This is a genomic window from Muriicola sp. Z0-33, assembly GCF_026126425.1.
GTDB lineage: Bacteria > Bacteroidota > Bacteroidia > Flavobacteriales > Flavobacteriaceae > JAFMPW01.
The window spans coordinates 1-21,047 of sequence record NZ_JAFMPW010000011.1 but is presented as its reverse complement, the minus strand read 5'-3'; the positions used below and the strand labels follow the sequence as shown (position 1 = coordinate 21,047).

Sequence of the window (21,047 nt, the reverse complement as noted above, 5' to 3'; positions counted from 1 at the left end):
GTTATTAAACCGTATTGCTGTCAGTCAAAAATTCTTTTAGTTCCTGATAATCTTTAATCGGAATAGATTGCTTATCACGATGCATAAGTTGGGCAATCTGGGGGGGCATTTCCGGTGATACCGCTAAAGTACTTTCTACCACATCTAGAAATTTTATCGGATGAGCGGTTTCAAGGAAAATACCATAAGTACCGTCATGTGTTTCCATATATTTCTTTAAACCCAAATATCCAACTGCCCCATGAGGGTCCATAATATACCCTGTACTATTATAAACGTGTTTCATGGCCTTTCTGGTAGCCTCATCAGTATAGGAATAAGAATGAAGGTGGTTTTTCAGAACATCAAAATTGTCTTTATAGATCTCCCTTATTCGGATAAAGTTACTCGGATCGCCAACATCCATGGCGTTAGAAATTGTAGCTGTTGATGGTTTTGGGTCATAAGAACGGGTTTTCATAAATTGAGGTACCGTATCATTGACATTAGTTGCCGCTACAAAATGTTTAACCGGCATTCCCAATTGAAATGCCATCATTCCTGCGCAAATATTTCCAAAATTACCACTGGGTACAGAAAACGCAAGTTCCTTTCCCTGAGACTTCATTTGTTTATAGGCAAAAAGAAAGTAGAACATTTGAGGTAGCCATCGTGCAATATTGATAGAGTTGGCTGAAGTTAGTTTCATTTGGGATAATAAGTCGTCGTCAAGAAAGGCATTCTTTACCATGCGCTGACAATCATCAAAAGTACCGTCTACTTCCAGGGCGGTAATATTTTGCCCCAGCGTGGTCAACTGCCTCTCCTGAATATCACTTACTTTACCACTAGGGTAAAGAATAACAACTTTTACCCCTTCTACTCCCAGGAATCCGTTGGCTACCGCCCCTCCGGTATCACCCGAAGTAGCTACAAGAACCGTTATATCTTGTTGTTCATCTCCGGAAAAATACCCCAGACAATTGGCCATAAACCGCGCACCAACATCTTTAAAAGCCATGGTTGGCCCATGAAAAAGTTCTAGTGTGGCCGTGTTTTCGTCTATTGGAACAAGCGGAAAATCAAAGTCGAGCACCTTTTCAATAATACGCATAAGTTCCTGATCCGGGATATCTTCTTTTACAAAGGGGTGTATGGCCTCGTAGGCTATCTCATGCGAAGACTTTTCTTCAATATTTTCAAAAAAAGACAACGGGAGTTGGGGAATTTCCTCGGGAAAATACAGGCCTCTGTCCGGAGCAATCCCTCTAATGACGGCTTCCCGGAAAGAAACTTTTGGCGCTTTTTTATTTAAACTAAAATATTTCAATTCTGTAGGGTATCTATTGGTTATTGTTGTGGTTAGGGTATTCTTTTAATTCCTTCAATATTGACCGAGGAAACATGTACCTCATAGTCTATCCCTATTCCTTTGTATACTTCTTTCATAGCCTGCCCAACCTGTTCTGCCGTTTTCCTACCCCTGGACAATGCAAATATGGATGGCCCTGAACCAGAAATTCCACATCCAAGGGCTCCGGATTGCATAGCATTGCTTTTTACCTGATCAAAACCCGGGATGAGCATGGATCTGATGGGTTCAACGATATGGTCTACCAAGGATCTTCCTATTAAGTCGTAATCCTCTGTATATAATCCGGCAATAAGGCCTCCCACATTCCCCCATTGTTTTATTCCGTCCTTCAGGGTGATGTTGGTCTTGAGTATTTTTCTGGAATCCGAGGTTTTTACCTCTATCTGTGGATGAATAATTGTTGCAAAAAGTGCTTTGGGGGTGTGGATGCTAACGACATCCAGGGGCTCATAACTTCTGACAAGTGTAAAGCCACCAAAAAGGGCAGGGGCCACATTATCTGCATGGGCTACACCACTGGCGAGTTTCTCCCCTTGCATCGCAAATTCTACCAGCTGTAAAGGTGTAAAAGGCCGATCTAACAATTCGTTTATAGCCCAAACTGCCCCTGCAGCGCTGGCTGCGCTGCTACCAATGCCGCTTCCTGCCTTGATATTTTTGTTAATCTCAATTTCAAAACCACCTTCATATTCACTGGCATCGAGCAAGGCAAGGCCAGCAACTCCGGCAACATTTTTTAATGCGTCCAGAGGTAAATCCTGTCCGGTTATTTTGGTGATGCGGATTCCTTTGTCGGCCACTTTGGTTATCGTCATGGTATCCCCAACTGCATCAAGGGCAAGACCAAGGACATCGAACCCACAGGAGATATTAGCTATAGTTGCCGGGGAAAATATTTTAATAGCTGCCATAGAATTAAAAGTTACCAATTCTTATTATATCCGCAAATATTCCGGAAGCAGTTACCTCGGCCCCTGCACCAGCTCCTTTAATAATCATGGGTTGGTCCGGATAACGTTCCGTATAAAATAATACAATATTATCACTCCCTTCCAAAGAATAGAAGTCGTGTCCTTCGGGAATATTCTGGAGCCCTACAGAGGCCTTGCCATCTTCGAACTGTGCAACATATTTAAGTTTACTCCCGGAAGATTCAGCTGCTTTGTAGATATTCTGGAACTTACTTTCGTTTTCCTTAAGTGTTCTAAAGAAATCTTCATTATTGCTGGTATCAAGGCTTTCCTGTGGTAAAAAGGACCTGTTTTCAATGTCTTCAATATTAAGCTTATAACCACTTTCACGAGCTAATATCAAAATTTTTCGCATTACGTCTATTCCACTGAGATCAATTTTTGGGTCGGGCTCTGTATAGCCTTGTTCCTGGGCCTGTTTAACAATATCGTGAAAGCTGACATCAGCATTAAAATTATTGAACACGAAATTTAAACTCCCCGAAAGAACGGCCTGGATCTTCATTACCTTATCCCCGGAAGCTATTAAATGCTTTAGGGTATCTATAATAGGTAATCCGGCGCCAACATTGGTTTCAAATAAGAAGGGCGCATTGTACTCCCTGGACAACTCTTTTAATTTGTTGTAGTTGTCATACTCAGAAGAGCAGGCAATTTTGTTGCAGGTCACCACGGAAATACTATCAGATAAATAGTGCTCATAACTATCAGATACCTCCTTACTTGCCGTATTGTCTACAAAGATGCTGTTTCTGAAATTGTATTCCTGAATTCTATTGTTGAAAGATGTACTATCTGCTTTTTCGCCTTCACTCAGCTGTGCCTCCCAATCCTGCAGTGAAATTCCGTCTTCGTTAAATACCATGGTACGTGAGTTGGCAATCCCAATTACCCTGATATTTAATTTCAACTGCTTTTTCAGAAAATTCTTTTGTTGTTTAATCTGCTCTAAAAATTTTGCCCCTACATTTCCTACCCCTTTCACATAAAGGTTAAGCTGTTTTACATTGTCTTCAAAAAAGGCCTCATGAAGGGTGTTCAGGGCCTTTTTTACATCCGTTCCGTTTATTACTGCTGAAATGTTTCGTTCCGATGCCCCCTGAGCAATGGCCCTGATGTTTACATTGTTCTTGCCCAATGCACTAAACATCTTGCCACTAAGTCCCTGATGACTTTTCATATTATCGCCAACCAAAGCGATAATGGCTAATTTCTTTTCAACAACAACAGGAAGCAATTTGCCAGTACTCATTTCAAACTCAAAGGCTTCATTGATTTTGGCTGCTGCCTTGTCGGCGTCTTCATCGGCTACCCCAACGCAAATAGAATGCTCTGAAGAAGCCTGAGTAATCAGAACCACACTTATTTCGGCTGTAGAAAGCACTTCAAAAAAGCGTTTAGATATGCCCGGGATACCTATCATACCGGGGCCTTCCAGGGAAAGTAGTGCTATATTGGGGATATTGCTGATACCTCTTACCGTCTTACCATTGGTGTTCTCATTCCTGGCAATCTTTGTTCCTTTCGCCTGCGGGTCAAAGGTATTTTTGATAAGAATTGGGATTCCCTTTGTAAAAACGGGTTGAATGGTAGGGGGGTACAGCACTTTAGCCCCAAAATGTGAAAGTTCCATGGCTTCCTCATAGGAGAGTTCGGATAGTGCCTTGGCCTGTTTCACCAATTTAGGATTGGCGGTATACATGCCGCTGACGTCTGTCCAGATCTGAAGTTCTTCGGCGTCCAAAGCAGCAGCAATTACCGCTGCGGTATAGTCAGATCCTCCTCTTCCCAGGGTGGTTGGCTCCCCACTTACTGAAGACGACACAAATCCGGGTAAGACAATAATTTTTTGCTTTGCCTCCTGAAAGAAGGCAATACAATTGGCATTGGTTAATTCAAAGTTGATAGCGGCCTTCCCAAAGGCATTATCTGTTTTTATCAGTTCTCTGCTGTCCGCAAAAATGGCATCCAGTCCTGAAGTCTGAAAATAATCGCTTATTATATGAGCAGACAATAATTCTCCGTGACTTACAATTTTATCGGAAAGTTTGGCCGTAACTTCCCCAACCATATTCGCTCCATCTAGTAATGCTTCCAATTTATTGAGTTGGCTTTTGATTTTACTCAGTACAGCGCTTTGGGCCTGTATGGGTAGCAGCTCTTTTATAGTTACAATATGCCGACGTTCTATTTCTTTCAGGATTTCCTTATGGTCTCCCTGCTGCGAAGCTGCCAGGTCTGCAGCCTGTAATAACAAATCGGTAGTGCCACCGAGGGCGGAAACAACAACAGCCGTTTGTTCTGAGGACGCTGCGGCTACTATTTTCTGAACTCTACTTATATTTTCTGAATTGGCTACGGAAGTACCACCAAATTTTAGAACCTTCATCTGAATAAATTTATTCTTTTAAAAATTGGACCATCCTGGGGCCAGGAGCGTGCAATTCGCCATAATATACTTCGCTTAGTGTAAGGTAGTGAACCATGGCATATTTCATATTGTTAATTTAAATTGTAAAAGCAAAATGCTATAAATGAGAAAACGGACATATATGTTGCAGCTTACCCCAAAGGGGTAGTAGTGCTAGTTGTAAGAGCTATCCGGCCACAACTGCGGAAAGAAGAAATTGATAAGTTCATGTGTACGATGCAATCCATAATACTTCGTATAGAGTGTCAAAAGTAGTATTTTTAAAGGGCTATTCAAATATTTCCACAATTTTTACCGACTAACACAAAATTTTCAAATATTTTTAAAGAATGAAGATTTTTAACGCTCAGCAGATCTACCAGGCTGATAAATTCACAATTGAAAAACAGCAAATTACCAGCGACGCTCTTATGGAACGTGCTGCAGTACAGATTTTTAATTGGCTGCACCAGCGCATGCAGGGGGCTCAGGTAAAAATACATTTGTTTTGTGGTATTGGGAATAATGGGGGAGACGGCATTGCTCTTGCCCGTCACCTGCAGGAACACGGTTACAATATTGAAGTAAATGTGGTCAACTATAGTGAAAGGCGATCAAAGGATTTCCTGATCAATCTGGATCGTTTAAAAGACCGAAAGATTTGGCCCAACTTTATGAACGAGGATGCCCCATACCCTGAAATTGGTGGCGATGACATAATTGTTGACGCCTTGTTTGGTATTGGATTAAACAGAGCTCTAGCCAAATGGGTGGCAGATTTAATACAGTACTTAAATACAAGTGGAGCATTCATTTTATCTGTAGACGTACCTTCGGGATTGTATTTGAGTAAGGCGGTAGAAGTTCCGGAAGCCGTTATACAAGCAAATTTTGTACTTAGTTTTCAGGCACCAAAACTGGTATTTTTCCTTCCTGATACCGGAAATTATTCCAGGCAATGGGAAATTCTGGACATTGGTTTAGATCCGGAATACTTGAATGGAACAATTACAGATTTTGAACTTATTGGTAAAAATGAGGTGCTTCCAATGTACAAAGGGCGCGAAAAGTTTTCTCATAAGGGTACTTATGGTCATGCCCTTATCATTGGCGGGAGTCATGGAAAAATTGGTGCCGTAATTCTGGCGGCCCGTGCCTGTCTTACAGCGGGAAGTGGATTAGTTACTGCTTTGGTTCCGGGATGTGGATATATCCCCATGCAAACTGCATTTCCTGAGGCGATGGTACTAACAGATGTCGGTGAAAATAATATTACTGCATTAGAGTTTAATGAAAAGTACGCGGCAGTTGGTTTTGGAATTGGTCTTGGGACCGCAGATGCCACGGCCGCCGCAATGAAGAAGTTCTTAAGCGAAAATAAAAGTCCGTTGGTAATTGATGCTGATGGTCTAAATCTGCTTTCCAGCAACAAAGAATTGCTAAAATTGCTACCGAAACAAACTATTCTTACTCCTCATCCTGGAGAATTAGAACGCCTGGTTGGAAAATGGAAAGATGATTTTGAAAAATTGGAAAAGGTTTTTAAGTTTTCCAAAAAGCACGATTGTATCGTTGTAATTAAAGGAGCTCATAGTGTAACCATATATGAGGGCAGGGGATATGTGAATGCAACTGGTAATCCGGGGATGGCTTCAGCCGGTAGCGGGGATGTATTAACAGGAATTCTGACCGGGCTGATAGCTCAAAACTACGAACCACTTCAGGCCGCTATTTTTGGAGTTTACCTTCACGGCAGGGCAGGGGATATAGCAATGGAGGAAATGGGATATCAGGCGCTGACGGCTACAAAAATTATTGAAGCTTTGGGTAAGGCCTATATGGATCTTTTTAAGTTACCAGAGTTGCCAGATCAAAAGGAAAATACTGAAGAAGGATAGGCAAAAATGCAATGGCAGCACTTAATCAGGGTGCTACCAAATTTTCAGATGTGCTGGAAATATTTATTTTTTCTTTACCCTGCGTTTTACCCAAGCCAAAGCATTGTCGTAATCTATATAAAACTTCATGGGTCTTTTATAGAATAGCTTTTCAATCTTAAAATTATGCATGTCGATTTCCTTAACAGATACCACAGCAAAAGCTTTTAGATTTTTTAACTCTCTCAGGTAGTTGTAAATAGTTGGATCTATGGCGTAGGAATTTTTTCTTAGGCTGATAATGCCAAAATTCTTATCCCTGAAATGTATTTCCGATATTCCAATGATTTGATACGCCCTTTCTAAAGTAAGTGTCGCCCCCTCATCGAAAATAGAAACCATGTGATTTTCAAAGACCTGCACGATTCCAATATCTAGATGATATTCGCGAACGACAACAGTCTTCTTCGGTGGTCCGATTTTCATTTGCAATAAGTTATAGTGTGTCTCTAAACGAAAGTAGACGGTTGCCTAAGGTTTAGGAAAAATATTAGATAAAAGGCGTATATATCGTTTATAACGCTTTGGGCAGAATTAAACTGTATAACTATTCCTACTTGACGTAATATTAAACAAAAAAGGGAGCCTACAAATAGGACTCCCTTATAATTATTTTCTTACAGCTTTAGGCCTTGGAGGACTTCTTGGCTTTGCTGATTTTTATAGATAGTTCATCTTTTTTCTCATCCAGGTCCATATGAATACTATCACCTTCATCCAATTTGGAATTCACTATTTCCTCGGCTAAAGTATCTTCAATATATTTCTGAATAGCTCTTTTCAGAGGTCGGGCTCCATATTCTTTATCAAAACCTTTTTCGGCGATATAATCTTTTGCCTTATCGCTGAGTTTTAAATCGTATCCAATCTCTTTGATTCGCAGATAGAGCTTGTTCAATTCAATATCAATGATCTTATGAATATGCTCTCTCTCTAGTGGGTTAAAGACAATAACATCGTCTATCCTGTTAAGAAATTCAGGGGCAAATGCCTTTTTAAGAGCGCCTTCAATAACACTTTTATGATGAGAATCTGCCTGAGATTTTTTAGCAGAAGTACCAAATCCAACCCCCTGCCCGAAATCTTTAAGCTGTCTTGCCCCAATATTGGATGTCATTATAATTATAGTATTCCTGAAATCTATTTTTCTTCCCAGGCTATCTGTCAAAAAGCCATCATCCAACACTTGTAACAGCATGTTGAAAACGTCTGGATGCGCCTTTTCTACTTCGTCTAATAAGATAACGGAATAGGGCTTGCGTCTTACCTTTTCTGTAAGTTGTCCTCCTTCTTCATAGCCAACATATCCCGGAGGTGCTCCAACGAGTCTTGAAATGGCAAATTTTTCCATGTATTCACTCATGTCAATGCGTATTAAAGCATCTTCTGAGTCGAACAGTTCCTTGGCCAGAACCTTTGCCAGCTGAGTTTTACCCACCCCGGTTTGCCCAAGGAATATAAATGATCCAATAGGTTTGTTCGGGTCTTTCAATCCGGCCCTGTTACGTTGAATTGCTTTTGCAACTTTCGCAACTGCTTCATCCTGCCCAATTACATTTCCTTTGATCAGTTCGGGTAATTCAGCAAGTTTATTGCTTTCTGTCTGGGCAATTTTATTTACTGGAATGCCACTCATCATGGATACTACATCGGCAACATTATCCTCACTAACCGTTTCTCTGTGTAATTTGCTGTCTTCTTCCCATTTTTCCTGGGCAACGGCCAATTCTTTTTCCAATCTTTTTTCGTCATCCCTCAACTTGGCAGCCTCTTCATAGCGTTGTTTTTTTACAACACTATTCTTGAGTTCCCTTACATCATCTAATTGCTTTTCCAATTCGAGAATGGTCTTTGGGACGTCCATATTCACAATATGCACTCTGGAACCTGATTCGTCTAAAGCATCTATAGCCTTGTCCGGTAAAAACCGGTCTGTCATATATCTGTTGGTCAACTTAACACATGCAACCAGAGCTTCATCTGTATAATTAACGTTGTGATGGTCTTCGTATTTACCTTTAATGTTTTTAAGGATCTCTATGGTCTCCTCAACAGTTGTAGGTTCTACGATGACTTTTTGGAAACGTCGTTCTAATGCCCCGTCTTTTTCAATATATTGTCTGTATTCATCCAGGGTTGTAGCCCCTATACATTGAATTTCACCTCTGGCAAGAGCTGGTTTAAACATGTTTGAAGCATCCAGACTGCCTGTTGCTCCACCTGCACCTACAATGGTGTGAATCTCGTCTATAAAAAGAATAACATCATCATTCTTTTCCAATTCGTTCATTACCGCCTTCATTCGTTCTTCGAACTGACCGCGATATTTGGTGCCGGCTACCAGGGATGCCAAATCCAGGGTAACCACTCTTTTGTTATAAAGAATCCTGGATACTTTTTTGTTGATAATTCTTAGGGCCAAACCTTCAGCAATCGCACTTTTACCCACCCCGGGCTCTCCAATGAGCAAGGGATTGTTTTTCTTTCTTCTGCTCAGGATTTGTGAAACACGTTCTATTTCTTTTTCTCGTCCAACTACCGGATCAAGTTTATTCTCTTCGGCCATTTGGGTAAGGTCCCTGCCAAAATTGTCCAGTACCGGAGTTTTAGATTTTTTACTTCCTTTTTGACTTGTAGTGGAGCCAAAAGAGCCTTCTTTGCCCTCAGCCGGTTCATCAGAATCACTTGGGAAAGACTCGGAAGTTGGAGAATCTATATAATCATCATCGCTGGTGATCATAGATTTAAACTGATCTTTCACGCCGTCATAGTCTACTTTCAGTTTGTGAAGCAACTTTGTGGTAGGATCGTTTTCGTTTCTTAAGATGCACAATAATAAATGTGCAGTATTTATAGATGAACTCTGAAAAAGTTTTGCTTCCAGAAAAGTAGTTTTTAAAGCTCTTTCTGCCTGCCGTGTAAGATGCAGGTTCTTTTTATCTTTTTGGGAATTACCGGTATTCGGGTTAGCCGGACTAAGTATTTCAACCTTCCTTCTCAGATGATCTAAATCCACATCCAGGGCATCAAGGATACTTATGGCCTTGCCATTACCATCGCGCAACAGACCCAACATCAGGTGTTCTGTCCCGATAAAATCGTGACCTAACCGTAGTGCCTCTTCCTTGCTATACGCGATTACATCTTTTACTCTAGGGGAAAAATTATCATCCATAGAAATCTCCTTATTCAACATTAAAATTAGTAAATCTATTTATAAGAACGTCAAATACTGTACCTATATTCGATAAACTTGGTCTAAATGACGAAAAAAACCACGATTTACAAAAAAATTAACACCCAATTTGTTAACCATTTACCCCTTTATTAGTGTTAATAAATATTTTAATAAAGTGCTTTGTAATTGCGATGTAAGCTGCGAATTTGTGTATATTGGCATGATATTTTAACCTCAAATAAAGCAATTAGATTTTAGTATGACGGAAGGCGAAAAATTAATTCCTATAAATATTGAAGATGAGATGAAATCTGCCTACATTGACTATTCAATGTCGGTCATTGTGTCACGTGCACTCCCTGATGTCAGGGACGGATTGAAACCTGTTCACCGACGTGTGCTTTACGGCATGCATGAATTAGGTGTCAGATCTACAAGTTCTCATAAAAAATCGGCCCGTATTGTAGGGGAAGTACTGGGGAAATATCACCCTCATGGTGATACTTCTGTTTATGATTCCATGGTGCGGATGGCACAAGAGTGGAGTTTACGGTATATGCTGATAGACGGACAGGGAAATTTTGGATCGGTAGATGGTGACAGTCCGGCAGCGATGCGATATACGGAAGCAAGAATGCGGAAGATTGCGGACGACATGCTGGCAGATATTGAAAAGGAGACGGTAGACCATCAGTTAAATTTTGATGATTCTCTAGAAGAGCCCACGGTATTGCCAACAAGGGTTCCAAGTCTTTTGATCAATGGTGCATCTGGTATTGCAGTGGGGATGGCCACCAATATGCCTCCACATAATCTTTCGGAAGTTGTTGACGGCATCGTGGCCTATATTGATAATAATGATATAGAGATAGATGAGATCATTACACATATTAAAGCCCCTGATTTTCCAACAGGCGGTATCATTTATGGTTATGATGGCGTAAAAGAAGCTTTCCATACCGGTAGGGGCCGAGTTGTCATGCGGGCAAAATCTACCTTTGAAGAAGTACAGGGCAGAGAGTGTATTGTAGTGACAGAAATCCCTTATCAGGTAAATAAGGCAGACATGATCAAGAAAACTGCCGACCTGGTCAACGATAAGAAAATAGAAGGAATTTCTACCATTCGTGACGAATCGGATAGAAAAGGGATGCGAATTGTTTATATCCTTAAAAGAGATGCCATTCCTAATATAGTACTCAACACCTTATTTAAATATACTGCACTGCAATCTTCTTTCAGCGTTAATAACATTGCCCTTGTAAAAGGAAGGCCAAGGTTGCTGAATATTAAGGAGATCATTCACTACTTTGTGGAACATCGCCATGAAATAGTAGTCAGAAGGTCCGAGTTCGAATTAAAGAAAGCGGAAGCTCGGGCTCATATCCTGGAAGGACTTATCATAGCTTCTGATAATATAGACGAAGTGATCAAAATTATCAGGGCATCTTCCAATGCGGAGGAAGCCAGGGAGAATTTGATAGAAAGGTTTAAACTTAGTGAGATCCAGGCCAAGGCGATTGTTGAGATGCGTCTGAGACAACTTACGGGTCTGGAGCAGGATAAATTAAGAACAGAATACGAAGAGGTACTTAAGACCATTGAAGACCTGAAAGACATTCTAGCGAATAAAGATCGCAGAATGGAAATCATCAAAGATGAACTTTTAGAGGTGAAAGAAAAATACGGAGATGAAAGAAGGTCTGAAATCAACTTTGCGGGAGGAGACCTTAGTATAGAGGATATGATCCCGGATGAACAGGTGGTGATTACAATTTCGCGCCTTGGGTACATTAAAAGAACGCCCTTAAGTGAATATAAAACACAGCATAGGGGCGGGGTAGGACAAAAAGCTTCTTCTACAAGGAATGAAGATTTTCTGGAACACCTGTTTGTAGGTACCAACCATCAGTATATGTTGTTCTTTACTCAAAAAGGGCAATGCTATTGGATGAGGGTCTATGAAATTCCTGAAGGAAGCCGTACCTCTAAAGGTCGTGCTATTCAGAACCTGATCAATATTGCTCAGGACGATACGGTAAAAGCATTTATATGTACTCAGGATCTAAAAGATGAGGAATATGTAAATAGCCACTATGTCATTATGGCAACTAAGAAGGGAACTGTAAAGAAAACTTCTTTGGAGCAATACTCCAGGCCAAGGCAAAATGGGATTATTGCCATAAACATTAGGGAAGATGATGAACTGCTTGAGGCAAAACTTACCACAGGTACCAGCCAGATCTTCCTGGGACTCAAATCCGGAAAAGCTATCCGTTTCGAGGAAAGTAAAACCAGGCCAATGGGTCGGAATGCTTCAGGGGTGAGGGGAATTAAACTTGCCAATGCTGAAGATGAGGTAATTGGAATGGTTTCGGTACATAATTTTGACGATGAGATTCTTGTGGTCTCTGAAAATGGTTATGGTAAAAGATCAAGTATAGATGATTATAGAATAACCAACAGGGGAGGTAAAGGTGTTAAAACCATTTCTATTACCGACAAAACAGGTGGTCTGGTGGCTATAAAGAATGTTTCCGATTCTGATGATCTTATGATCATAAATAAGTCTGGTATCGCCATCAGAATGAGCGTAGATGATCTACGGACCATGGGGCGTGCCACACAAGGCGTTAAATTGATCAATCTAAAGGATAATGATTCCATTGCTGCGGTAGCCAAAGTAATGAAAGACGAAGATGATCTTGATGAATTAGACATCATGGATATAGAAGTAAATACGGAAGATGGCACGGCTATTGATAATAGTAGCGCGGAATCTAGTTCCGAAGAAGAATAAATAATAAACACTAATACTCAATTTTTTTAATATGAAAACTAAAATTTTATTACTTGCGGCCATGGCCTTTACCCTGGTCGGATTTTCGCAAAAAGCTGAATTAAAAGCAGCTGATAAGGCGATGAAAGATGGGGACTCTATGGCAGCTAAAACCTCACTTGATGCAGTTTCAGGGATGATAAGTGGTGCTGACGATAAGACACAGGCACAGTATTATTTTTTAAGAGGAAAGGCGTATGCAGATCTGGCAAGCAAGGGAGATGCTTCAGCTTTTGACACGGCAATTGAGTCGTTTAAAAAAGTAAAAGAAGTTGAAGAAAAAAGCGGTAAAGCCAAATACACAGATGAAACCAATCAACGCATTGCAGCTATCACTGCAGATTTGGTAAATGCCGCCGTAGATGACAATAGTGAAAAGAGGTTCAAAGAAGCAGCAGAGAAATTATACCTGAGTTATACATTAAGCCCAAGAGATACTTCTTATCTGTATTACGCGGCGAGCAGTGCTGTTAATGGAGGGCATTATGAAGAAGCACTTACCTATTACAATGAATTGAAAGAGGTAGGATATGACGGTAGTGGGATGGTATATAAGGCTACCAATGCAGAGTCTGGACAAGTTGAAATAATGGATAAGAACCAGAGAGACCTTATGGTAAAGTCTGGCACTTACAAAGACCCAATTGATGAGAAGACTCCTTCCAAGAAGGCGGAGATTGTAAAGAACATGGCCTTGATCTATTCTCAATTAGGACAGGACGATAAGGCAAAAGCTGCTTTTACAGATGCCAGAGCCAGTAACCCTGATGACGTGAACCTTATTTTAAATGAGGCCAATCTATACTACAAGTTAGGTGATAAGGATAAGTTTAAGGTTCTAATGGCCGAAGCAGCTTCGGTAGCACCAGATAACCCGGATTTGCACTATAATATTGGTGTAATTAATATGGAGCAAAATAATATTGAAGATGCCAGGGCGTCTTACAAAAAAGCACTTGAAATAGACCCTGGTTATGTCAATGCTACTCTAAACCTTTCTACTACCTATGTAAATGAGGGGAATGGTTTAATAGATGAAATGAATAGTCTTGGAAATTCCAGAGCAGATATTGCCAGGTACGATGAGCTTAAACAAAAGAAGGATGACCTTTTTGTTGTAGGCGCAAAAATATTGGAAGATGCTCTAAAAGGAAATCCTGACAATCAGGGAATCCTGACACAATTAAAGAATATTTATGGCGCCCTGGGCGACAATGATAACTTTATGAGGATTAAGAAGTTGTTAGGAGAGTAGTTGACTAACACCACATAAAAAACGCCCTCCGGACCTATTGGTTCAGGGGGCGTTTTTTTATATGATCTTTTTTATTACCCGTAGTTTATGGGTATAGTTTTTCTCTTCTGTGTTAAAAATACCCGTGTGGTCTAACCTATCTATCCGTACCTTTCCATGAGCATGAATGATGTAGTTGTTTTTCATTATAATACCGACATGATCTATTTCACCGTCCGAATTGTCGAAGAAAGCTAGGTCTCCTGCTTCACTTTCCTCAATAAAACTCAGAGCTTCTCCCTGGGTGGCTTGCTCCGATGCATTCCGCTTTAAAAAAAAGCCATTGATCTTATAGACCATCTGGGTAAATCCGGAACAATCTATGCCAAATGGAGTTTTTCCTCCCCAAAGATATGGGGCATTCAGGTAGAGTAGGGCTGTATTTATGAGTTCGGACTTACTGGTGATCTTCTCGTTGAAATTCCCTTCAAATGTATGTGGCAGTAAAGGGGGTTCTAATATAGAACTTCCTATGACTATTGGAAGGAGCACTCCGTTCTCGCAACTGATATATCCAACTAAATCTGTTGTAAATTTTGATTTTTTTGAAGCTTCTATTTTTTTGTATGCTTCTTCCGGAATAGTTAATGCCTGTTTATTGCAGATCCAGCCTTCACATTTGTCATAGGCAACCCTGATCTTGCTCCATTTCTTACGTTGTTCAAGGATCTTAAAATGATCTCCGTAGAGCAGTTGGGTAGTCATTTCACTTGCGTCATCGGCAAGATCTCTGACAGGTACAATACTAAGCTTACAAATTCCGTAATGCATACTGTTGTTCAGCTGACATTTATGAATTGCGTTCTATTACCATGGCCGATGCTCCTCCACCTCCATTACAAATTGCAGCAGCACCAATTTTGGCATTATTTTGCTCCAATACGCTTAATAGGGTAATGAGGATTCGGGCCCCTGAACAGCCAAGAGGATGGCCCAGGGAAACTGCTCCGCCGTTAACATTAACATTTTTATCCTGTAAACCCAGGAGCTTCATATTGGCAAGGCCAACTACCGCAAATGCCTCGTTAAATTCAAAGAAGTCTACCTCGTCTATGGTAATCCCTGCATTATCCAATGCCTTTGGCAGCGCCTTTGCAGGAGCCGTCGTAAACCATTTTGGTTCCTGAGCCGCATCTGCAAAACTGCTGATTTTGGCCAGGGGTTTAAGGCCCATAGCATTTGCCTTTTCTGCACTCATTAAAACCAAAGCTGCAGCCCCATCATTAATAGTAGATGCATTGGCAGCTGTAACGGTACCCTCTTTTGTGAATGCCGGTCTTAAAGCCGGAATCTTGTCCATCCGTACATTCTTGAATTCTTCGTCCTCACTGACCAAAACAGCTTCTCCGCGTCTCTGTGGCACTTCTACCGGCACTACTTCCTGTGCAAACTTACCTGCTTCCCATGCTGCGGCCGATCTTTGATAGGACTGTATGGCAAAATTGTCCTGATCTTCTCTGCTGAAATTGTGTTCAACAGCGCAGGCATCCGCACAAACGCCCATGGCATTCTGGTCATAAACATCTACTAATCCGTCTTTTTGCATCCCATCGGTCAGGCTGGCGGGCCCAAATTTCTGCCCGTTTCTCAAATGAATATAATGCGGTATCATACTCATATTTTCCATGCCTCCTGCAACCACTATTTCTGTATGGCCCAGTGCTATAGATTGGGCAGCTAACATCACTGTCTTCATCCCTGAGGCACACACCTTATTTACGGTTGTACAGGGAACAGTATCAGGAATACCTGCATATATTGCTGCTTGTCTGGCTGGGGCCTGCCCGGTACCTGCCTGAACAACATGGCCCATCAGTACTTCCTCAACAGCCTCTGGTTTAAGATTAATTTTTTCCAGGGCTCCCTTAATAGCTATAGCCCCCAATTTAGGTGCGGGTATAGAAGATAAACCTCCCATAAAACTTCCAATTGGAGTCCTGGCAACAGATACAATAACTACCTCTTTCATTTTGAAATTTATTATGACGCGAAATTAAGAAATTAATGTGCAATGAAAGATGTAATGCCACCAAAAGACCGGGTTAAGATTATATTTTTCTATTTTTGAAGACTGATACTTTACCCTATGGGAAAAACCTTGGATACCGTTTACAGAAAACAGTCGCTTGTATACAAGTATTTCCTTTATATCGTGTCTGTGGGGTGTATTGTTTTTTTCTTTCCCAAGGGAGGCCAGTTTAAATACGAATTTCAAAAAGGGAAACCCTGGCAGTACACTAACTTATATGCTCCTTTTGATTTTTCGATTAAAAAATCGGCCGATGAGATTGCTGCGGAACAACAGGAAGTTGAAAAGAATCAGATAGATTATTATTACTATGATGAGATTGCAGCTGCTGAGGTTTTCAGAAGCTATGATGAGCGCTTTCCCAATGTCTTTACTTCTGAAAATTTCAACAGGGGTCAGCTGAATACCCTGAAAAATGCTGGGCGTGAACTGCTGAATAAAATTTACGAATACGGCATATTAGACAAAGGAGAGCGTATAGAAGGGGCTGAAACACTCTACCTCCTTAAAAACAATGAGGCCAGCAGAATACGCACCGATGATGTTTTCAGGCTTGCGGATATTTCGGATTTTGTTTCCGAATCTTTAAGGGAACAACGACTGCAGAGTTTTGAAGCTAATTACAATCAGCTATTCTTTGAGATCATAAAACCCAACGTAAGTTATGATGCGGTACTTTCCAAAAAGGAGTTAGAGGACGAATTGTCCAAGATTTCTGTTACTCGTGGTAATGTGGATGAAGGCAAACTGATAATTGCCAAGGGGGAGGTGGTTGAAGCCAGTAACCTTGTCATTTTAAATTCTCTTAAAGCCGAGTACGAATCAGAACTCTGGACCGAGAACAACTATTACTTTATTCTGTTCGGGTATACCATATTGGTAGCGCTGGTGCTTATGATGCTCTTACTTTTCTTAAAAAAGTACCGCTCGGAAATTTATCGGAACAATGTTAAAGTAACCTTCATTTTCTTTAATATTTTAAACATGGTATTTATCACTACCATGGTGGTGAAATACAACCCTGTCTATGTTTTTGTAGTGCCGCTCTGTATTTTGCCATTAATTTTAAAAACCTTTTTTGATGCAAGACTGGGTCTTTTTGTCCATGTACTTACCGTACTGATCCTTGGTTTTGTGGTACCCAATAGCTTTGAGTATATCTTCTTGCAGATCATTGCAGGGATAGTCACCATACTTACTGTATCCGAATTATATAAGAGGGCAAACCTGTTTCTTTCAGTGGGGCAGATTACCCTTATATACATCATTGGTTATTTTGCTTTCCACATTATTCATGAGGGCAATCTGGATAATGTACATTGGTTTACTTTCGGGTTTTTCTTTTTAAATGGTATGATCACCCTTTTTGCCCAGCCACTGATCTATATATATGAAAAGATTTTCGGAATGGTTTCCGATGTATCCCTGCTAGAATTATCGGATACCAATTCCAAACTCCTTAAAGAGCTTTCAAATAAAGCCCCGGGAACCTTTCATCATTCCTTGCAGGTGGCCAATCTGGCCGAAGCTGCAGCAAATGAAATAGGCGCCAATGCTTTGCTGATCAGGGTAGGGGCATTGTACCACGATATCGGTAAAATGAATAACCCCATGTACTTTACCGAAAACCAGATTACCAGTGTAAATCCTCATAACGAGCTTTCGCCCAGAAACAGTGCTACAATTATTATTAATCATGTGATTGATGGGATAGAAATTGCTCGTAGAAACAATTTACCAGACCGGGTTATAGATTTTATTCGGGTGCATCATGGTACCACTTTTGTGTATTATTTCTATAAAAAGCAACTGGAAAAAGAAGAAAATGTAGATGAAAAGGATTTCAGGTATCCCGGGCCGATTCCTTTTTCGAGGGAAACTGCTATTTTAATGATGGCAGATGCTGTGGAAGCGGCATCCAAGAGTTTAACCAACCCTACTTTCCAAATAATAAACCAGTTTGTTGATAAAATTGTAGCCGGGCAAATGGAGGCCAATCAATTCTTAAATTCGGATATTACATTTAAAGAGATCGAATCTGTAAAAAAAGTATTAAAGCAGAAACTTACCAATATCTATCACCTTAGGATAGAGTACCCGGAATAGTGATTTTATTTTCAGCCTGTTTACGGAACAATTTTTGATGTGATATTTCAATAATCAAATAGTAGTTGATATGAAAAAAACACTTCTACTTTCTCTTGTAATGGTCTCCCTATTTGTAAGCGCCCTAACAGCGCAACGTAATAGTAACCAAGTCGACTCGTTTTATGATTTGGAATATGGCGAATTAACCGCCATGCAGAATAATCAAATTGCGGATTCTTTGTTCCAATGGCGAGAACATATTGATCTTCATCTTGACAAGACCAAAGTACAACCCACCGATTATGTTTTTTTCAAGGCCTATCTGTTTACAGGACCAGAGCAACTTAGAGGAAGTGCCAGTAGCGTTTTGAAGATCGAATTATTAGATGAGACAGGAAACCTTGTAAAGCGTCAGTATCACAAAATTACAGATGGTACTGCTGATGGTTCAATGCAGATTCCCAAAAGGTTAAAAGGAGGGAATTATTTTTTCAGGGCCTATACCCGGTGGATGCTTAATTATGATGCTAAACATTTGGTGACTAAGAAGTTGCAAATTGGAAAAATCAAGGATATTGCCAAAATTAAAAGTGAGATGCCCTCTAAGGTTAGTGCCTTTCCCGAAGGGGGTAATCTGGTTGCAGGTTTAGTGAATAAAGTGGTAATAGCATCTGATGATGGTGATCTGGACGGATCACAAATTGTAGATGAAAAAGGAAATGTGGTTGCTTCTGTAACAAGTTACGGACGGGCCGGAACCACAATTTTCACACCAAAAAAAGGAACTTCATATGCTATCAGCCAGAAAGAGCAAATTCTATTTCAATTACCTGTTGTGCAGGATATCGGATATACTTTACAAATTAATAACCTTGCAATTGACAAGGCGTTTGTCAGGATAGCATCCTCACCCGAACGTATAGGCAAACCTATGATACTGAAGGGTGTTTCTGATAATGCTACTTTTTTTGAAACCAGGATCGAATTTAATGATAATATCAGTTCGCAGATAGAGATCTCCAAAACTGATCTTCCCCGGGGAGTGATAGACATCATTTTAGTGGACGAGGCAGACAACGTATGGGCACAAAGACCTATAAGTATTGAGAAAGACGAGTATAGTATAGCCGTACAAAATATAAAACCATCTGACGGAATAGATAATGCATCTACTTTTGAAGTGGTGGTGACAGATGAAGAAGGCAGACCGGTACAAACCTCTTTGTCTGTTAGTCTGAGTGGCCTTGTTGAGAGTGAAGAACACCTAATAGATGTATGGCTTAGTGGGGAGGGGAACGGCAATTTAAGAAATCAGCGATATTCAGGAGATTTAAAGTTACTCAGTTCGAAATCGTTGGATGAATTGTCCAATCAAGATGCAAAACAATCTAAGGGAAAAATTAAATACAACTTTCAGAAAGGGTTGGACTTTTACGGACAGGCGTATGATTTAAATGGAAGATTATTGACAAATACCAAAATTCAGGTGATCATAATGCCCGAGGATAATGCTATTGCCAAGGAGGTAACTACCAATTCTGACGGACTCTTTAAACTATCCGATATGGATTTTGAAGGAGAAGCAAAGGCTGTTTTTAGAACTGCAGGGGAAAATACAAAAGAAAAATTGGTAAAGGTGGTTCCCTATGAAAATGAAACTCCGCCATTAGCAGAAATAAAGAAGAATGTTCATAGTAAAAATGCAAAAAGCATGGCGAAGGATATAACTGTTGCCAGAAAATCAGCTGCAGATTTCCTGGCTGAAGATGAAGAGGGCCTTGTTAATCTGGATGAGATTATTTTAGTTGCAGACAAATCTGAAAAAGAATTTAGTCCTTCTCAATATGGAATAGAACCAACCAGAAAGATATTACAGGACAGTGAGCGTCCAAAAACTCTGGAAGAAATGTTTTTAAATGTTCCAGGATTTAATGTAGCAGATCTGGGGGGGTTGAATCCAAGGCTGGTTCTGCCAAGAGCAGCCGGTATGGGCCCAATACTCTGGGTAATAGATGGATTTCCTATAGAACAGACGAATTCTTTAAGAGATATCATAAGTATAGTGCCTTATGTGGATATAGAGCGGATAGAAATTCTAATAGGACCTGCTGCTGCGGCCTATGGTTCAAGAGCTGCGGGCGCGGTTATTTTGATATACACCAGAAGTGGTTCGGACGAGGCATATTTCAGTAGAAAACATACCCAATTAACGTATAATGGATATCACAATTCCATTGATTTTGGTTCCTATAATGAAGAGGTGCGACCTACTTTACGGACTTTAAAAAATAGCGAAGCTACCTTGTACTGGAATCCGAATATAACTACAGATGTTGAGGGTAGAGCCAGAATTAAGTTATCGGTACCGGAAACGTATAATAAACTGCGTTTAGGGATAAAGGGTGTTAACCCAAGCGGAAAAAAAGCGAATGTAGAAACCGTAATCACCCTATAGGGAATTTGTCTCACGGGAGGATAAATAGTTCATATGTACATTTATTTTTAAAGTTTTTATGACTTTAAGCTTATAGTATATTTGTGTCAAATAATTATTAAAAAAGTTGCTTCACAACATAGATAGAATTACATTTGCAACCGCATTTTACAATGCTGTTCTTTGAAAATATTTCAGGAGAGGTGCCGGAGTGGTAACGGAGCAGATTGCTAATCTGTCGACGCGTAAGTGTCGCCCGGGTTCGAGTCCCGGTCTCTCCGCCATCGCCCTCCATAGCGTTAGCGACGGAGGGCATTTTAAATTTCCAATAATTTTGGAATTTGGCACTTGAAATAGTGGGATATACACCACTCGTGGTGTACCACGCTTAGAGCGTGGCAGGTCTAAGCCGGCCTGTGACGCGGAGGTCGTCACGCCAGAGGCGTGACCACCCCAACTAATAAGGATTATGTTTGTATATATTCTTTTTAGTGATCAACGTTCAAGATATTA

Annotated in this window: 12 protein-coding genes and 1 tRNA gene; 6 read left to right on the top strand and 7 right to left on the bottom strand. The window is 40.5% G+C overall.

Annotated features, from left to right (window positions below; translation table 11 throughout):
* Positions 1–4: 4 nt before the first annotated feature.
* From thrC to thrA, 3 genes are read right to left on the bottom strand one after another with little or no spacing between them, the layout of a single operon-like run.
* Complete coding sequence (gene thrC, locus J1G40_RS14350; RefSeq protein ID WP_265243344.1) at positions 5–1,309, bottom strand: threonine synthase; 1,305 nt, start codon at positions 1,307–1,309, stop codon at positions 5–7.
* Between the two features lie 32 nt (positions 1,310–1,341).
* Positions 1,342–2,265 (bottom strand): homoserine kinase, encoded by a 924-nt coding sequence (locus J1G40_RS14345; protein WP_265243343.1) that lies wholly within the window; start codon positions 2,263–2,265, stop codon positions 1,342–1,344.
* A gap of 4 nt (positions 2,266–2,269) precedes the next feature.
* Positions 2,270–4,714, bottom strand: a complete 2,445-nt coding sequence (gene thrA, locus J1G40_RS14340) for a bifunctional aspartate kinase/homoserine dehydrogenase I (RefSeq protein WP_265243342.1) — start codon at positions 4,712–4,714, stop codon at positions 2,270–2,272.
* A 371-nt stretch (positions 4,715–5,085) separates the two neighbouring features.
* On the opposite strand from thrA, the gene J1G40_RS14335 reads away from it, so the two are divergent.
* The gene (locus J1G40_RS14335; RefSeq protein ID WP_265243341.1) at positions 5,086–6,633 is read left to right on the top strand and encodes an NAD(P)H-hydrate dehydratase; all 1,548 of its coding nucleotides are present in this window, start codon (positions 5,086–5,088) and stop codon (positions 6,631–6,633) included.
* Between the two features lie 63 nt (positions 6,634–6,696).
* Here the strand turns inward: J1G40_RS14335 and J1G40_RS14330 are convergent, their stop codons facing one another.
* Positions 6,697–7,098, bottom strand: coding sequence for an STAS/SEC14 domain-containing protein (locus J1G40_RS14330; RefSeq protein ID WP_265243340.1), 402 nt, complete (start codon positions 7,096–7,098; stop codon positions 6,697–6,699).
* 199 nt (positions 7,099–7,297) lie between these two features.
* Positions 7,298–9,847: an ATP-dependent Clp protease ATP-binding subunit gene (locus tag J1G40_RS14325; RefSeq protein WP_265243451.1), complete on the bottom strand. Its 2,550-nt coding sequence runs from the start codon at positions 9,845–9,847 to the stop codon at positions 7,298–7,300.
* 262 nt (positions 9,848–10,109) lie between these two features.
* Between J1G40_RS14325 and gyrA the strand changes: the two genes are divergently transcribed.
* Together gyrA and J1G40_RS14315 are read left to right on the top strand one after the other, a co-directional pair.
* A complete protein-coding gene (gene gyrA / locus J1G40_RS14320) occupies positions 10,110–12,650 on the top strand; it encodes a DNA gyrase subunit A (RefSeq protein WP_265243339.1) in 2,541 nt (846 codons plus the stop codon).
* A 31-nt stretch (positions 12,651–12,681) separates the two neighbouring features.
* Positions 12,682–13,944 carry a tetratricopeptide repeat protein gene (locus J1G40_RS14315; protein WP_265243338.1) on the top strand — a complete coding sequence of 421 codons (1,263 nt, stop codon included), beginning with the start codon at positions 12,682–12,684 and terminating at the stop codon, positions 13,942–13,944.
* A gap of 57 nt (positions 13,945–14,001) precedes the next feature.
* Here J1G40_RS14315 and J1G40_RS14310 read toward each other — a convergent pair whose 3' ends face one another.
* Both J1G40_RS14310 and J1G40_RS14305 read right to left on the bottom strand, forming a co-directional pair.
* Positions 14,002–14,754: a C40 family peptidase gene (locus J1G40_RS14310; RefSeq protein ID WP_265243337.1), complete on the bottom strand. Its 753-nt coding sequence runs from the start codon at positions 14,752–14,754 to the stop codon at positions 14,002–14,004.
* 19 nt (positions 14,755–14,773) lie between these two features.
* Positions 14,774–15,952 carry an acetyl-CoA C-acyltransferase gene (locus J1G40_RS14305; RefSeq protein ID WP_265243336.1) on the bottom strand — a complete coding sequence of 393 codons (1,179 nt, stop codon included), beginning with the start codon at positions 15,950–15,952 and terminating at the stop codon, positions 14,774–14,776.
* Between the two features lie 117 nt (positions 15,953–16,069).
* Here J1G40_RS14305 and J1G40_RS14300 point away from each other — a divergent pair, with 117 nt between their 5' ends.
* The 3 genes from J1G40_RS14300 to J1G40_RS14290 all read left to right on the top strand — a co-directional run bounded on the left by J1G40_RS14300 (position 16,070) and on the right by J1G40_RS14290 (position 20,818).
* Positions 16,070–18,118, top strand: a complete 2,049-nt coding sequence (locus J1G40_RS14300; protein ID WP_265243335.1) for an HD family phosphohydrolase — start codon at positions 16,070–16,072, stop codon at positions 18,116–18,118.
* A gap of 70 nt (positions 18,119–18,188) precedes the next feature.
* Positions 18,189–20,555 carry a Plug domain-containing protein gene (locus tag J1G40_RS14295; RefSeq protein ID WP_265243334.1) on the top strand — a complete coding sequence of 789 codons (2,367 nt, stop codon included), beginning with the start codon at positions 18,189–18,191 and terminating at the stop codon, positions 20,553–20,555.
* Positions 20,556–20,731: 176 nt separating this feature from the next.
* A tRNA-Ser gene (locus J1G40_RS14290) sits at positions 20,732–20,818 on the top strand.
* Positions 20,819–21,047 lie beyond the last annotated feature (229 nt).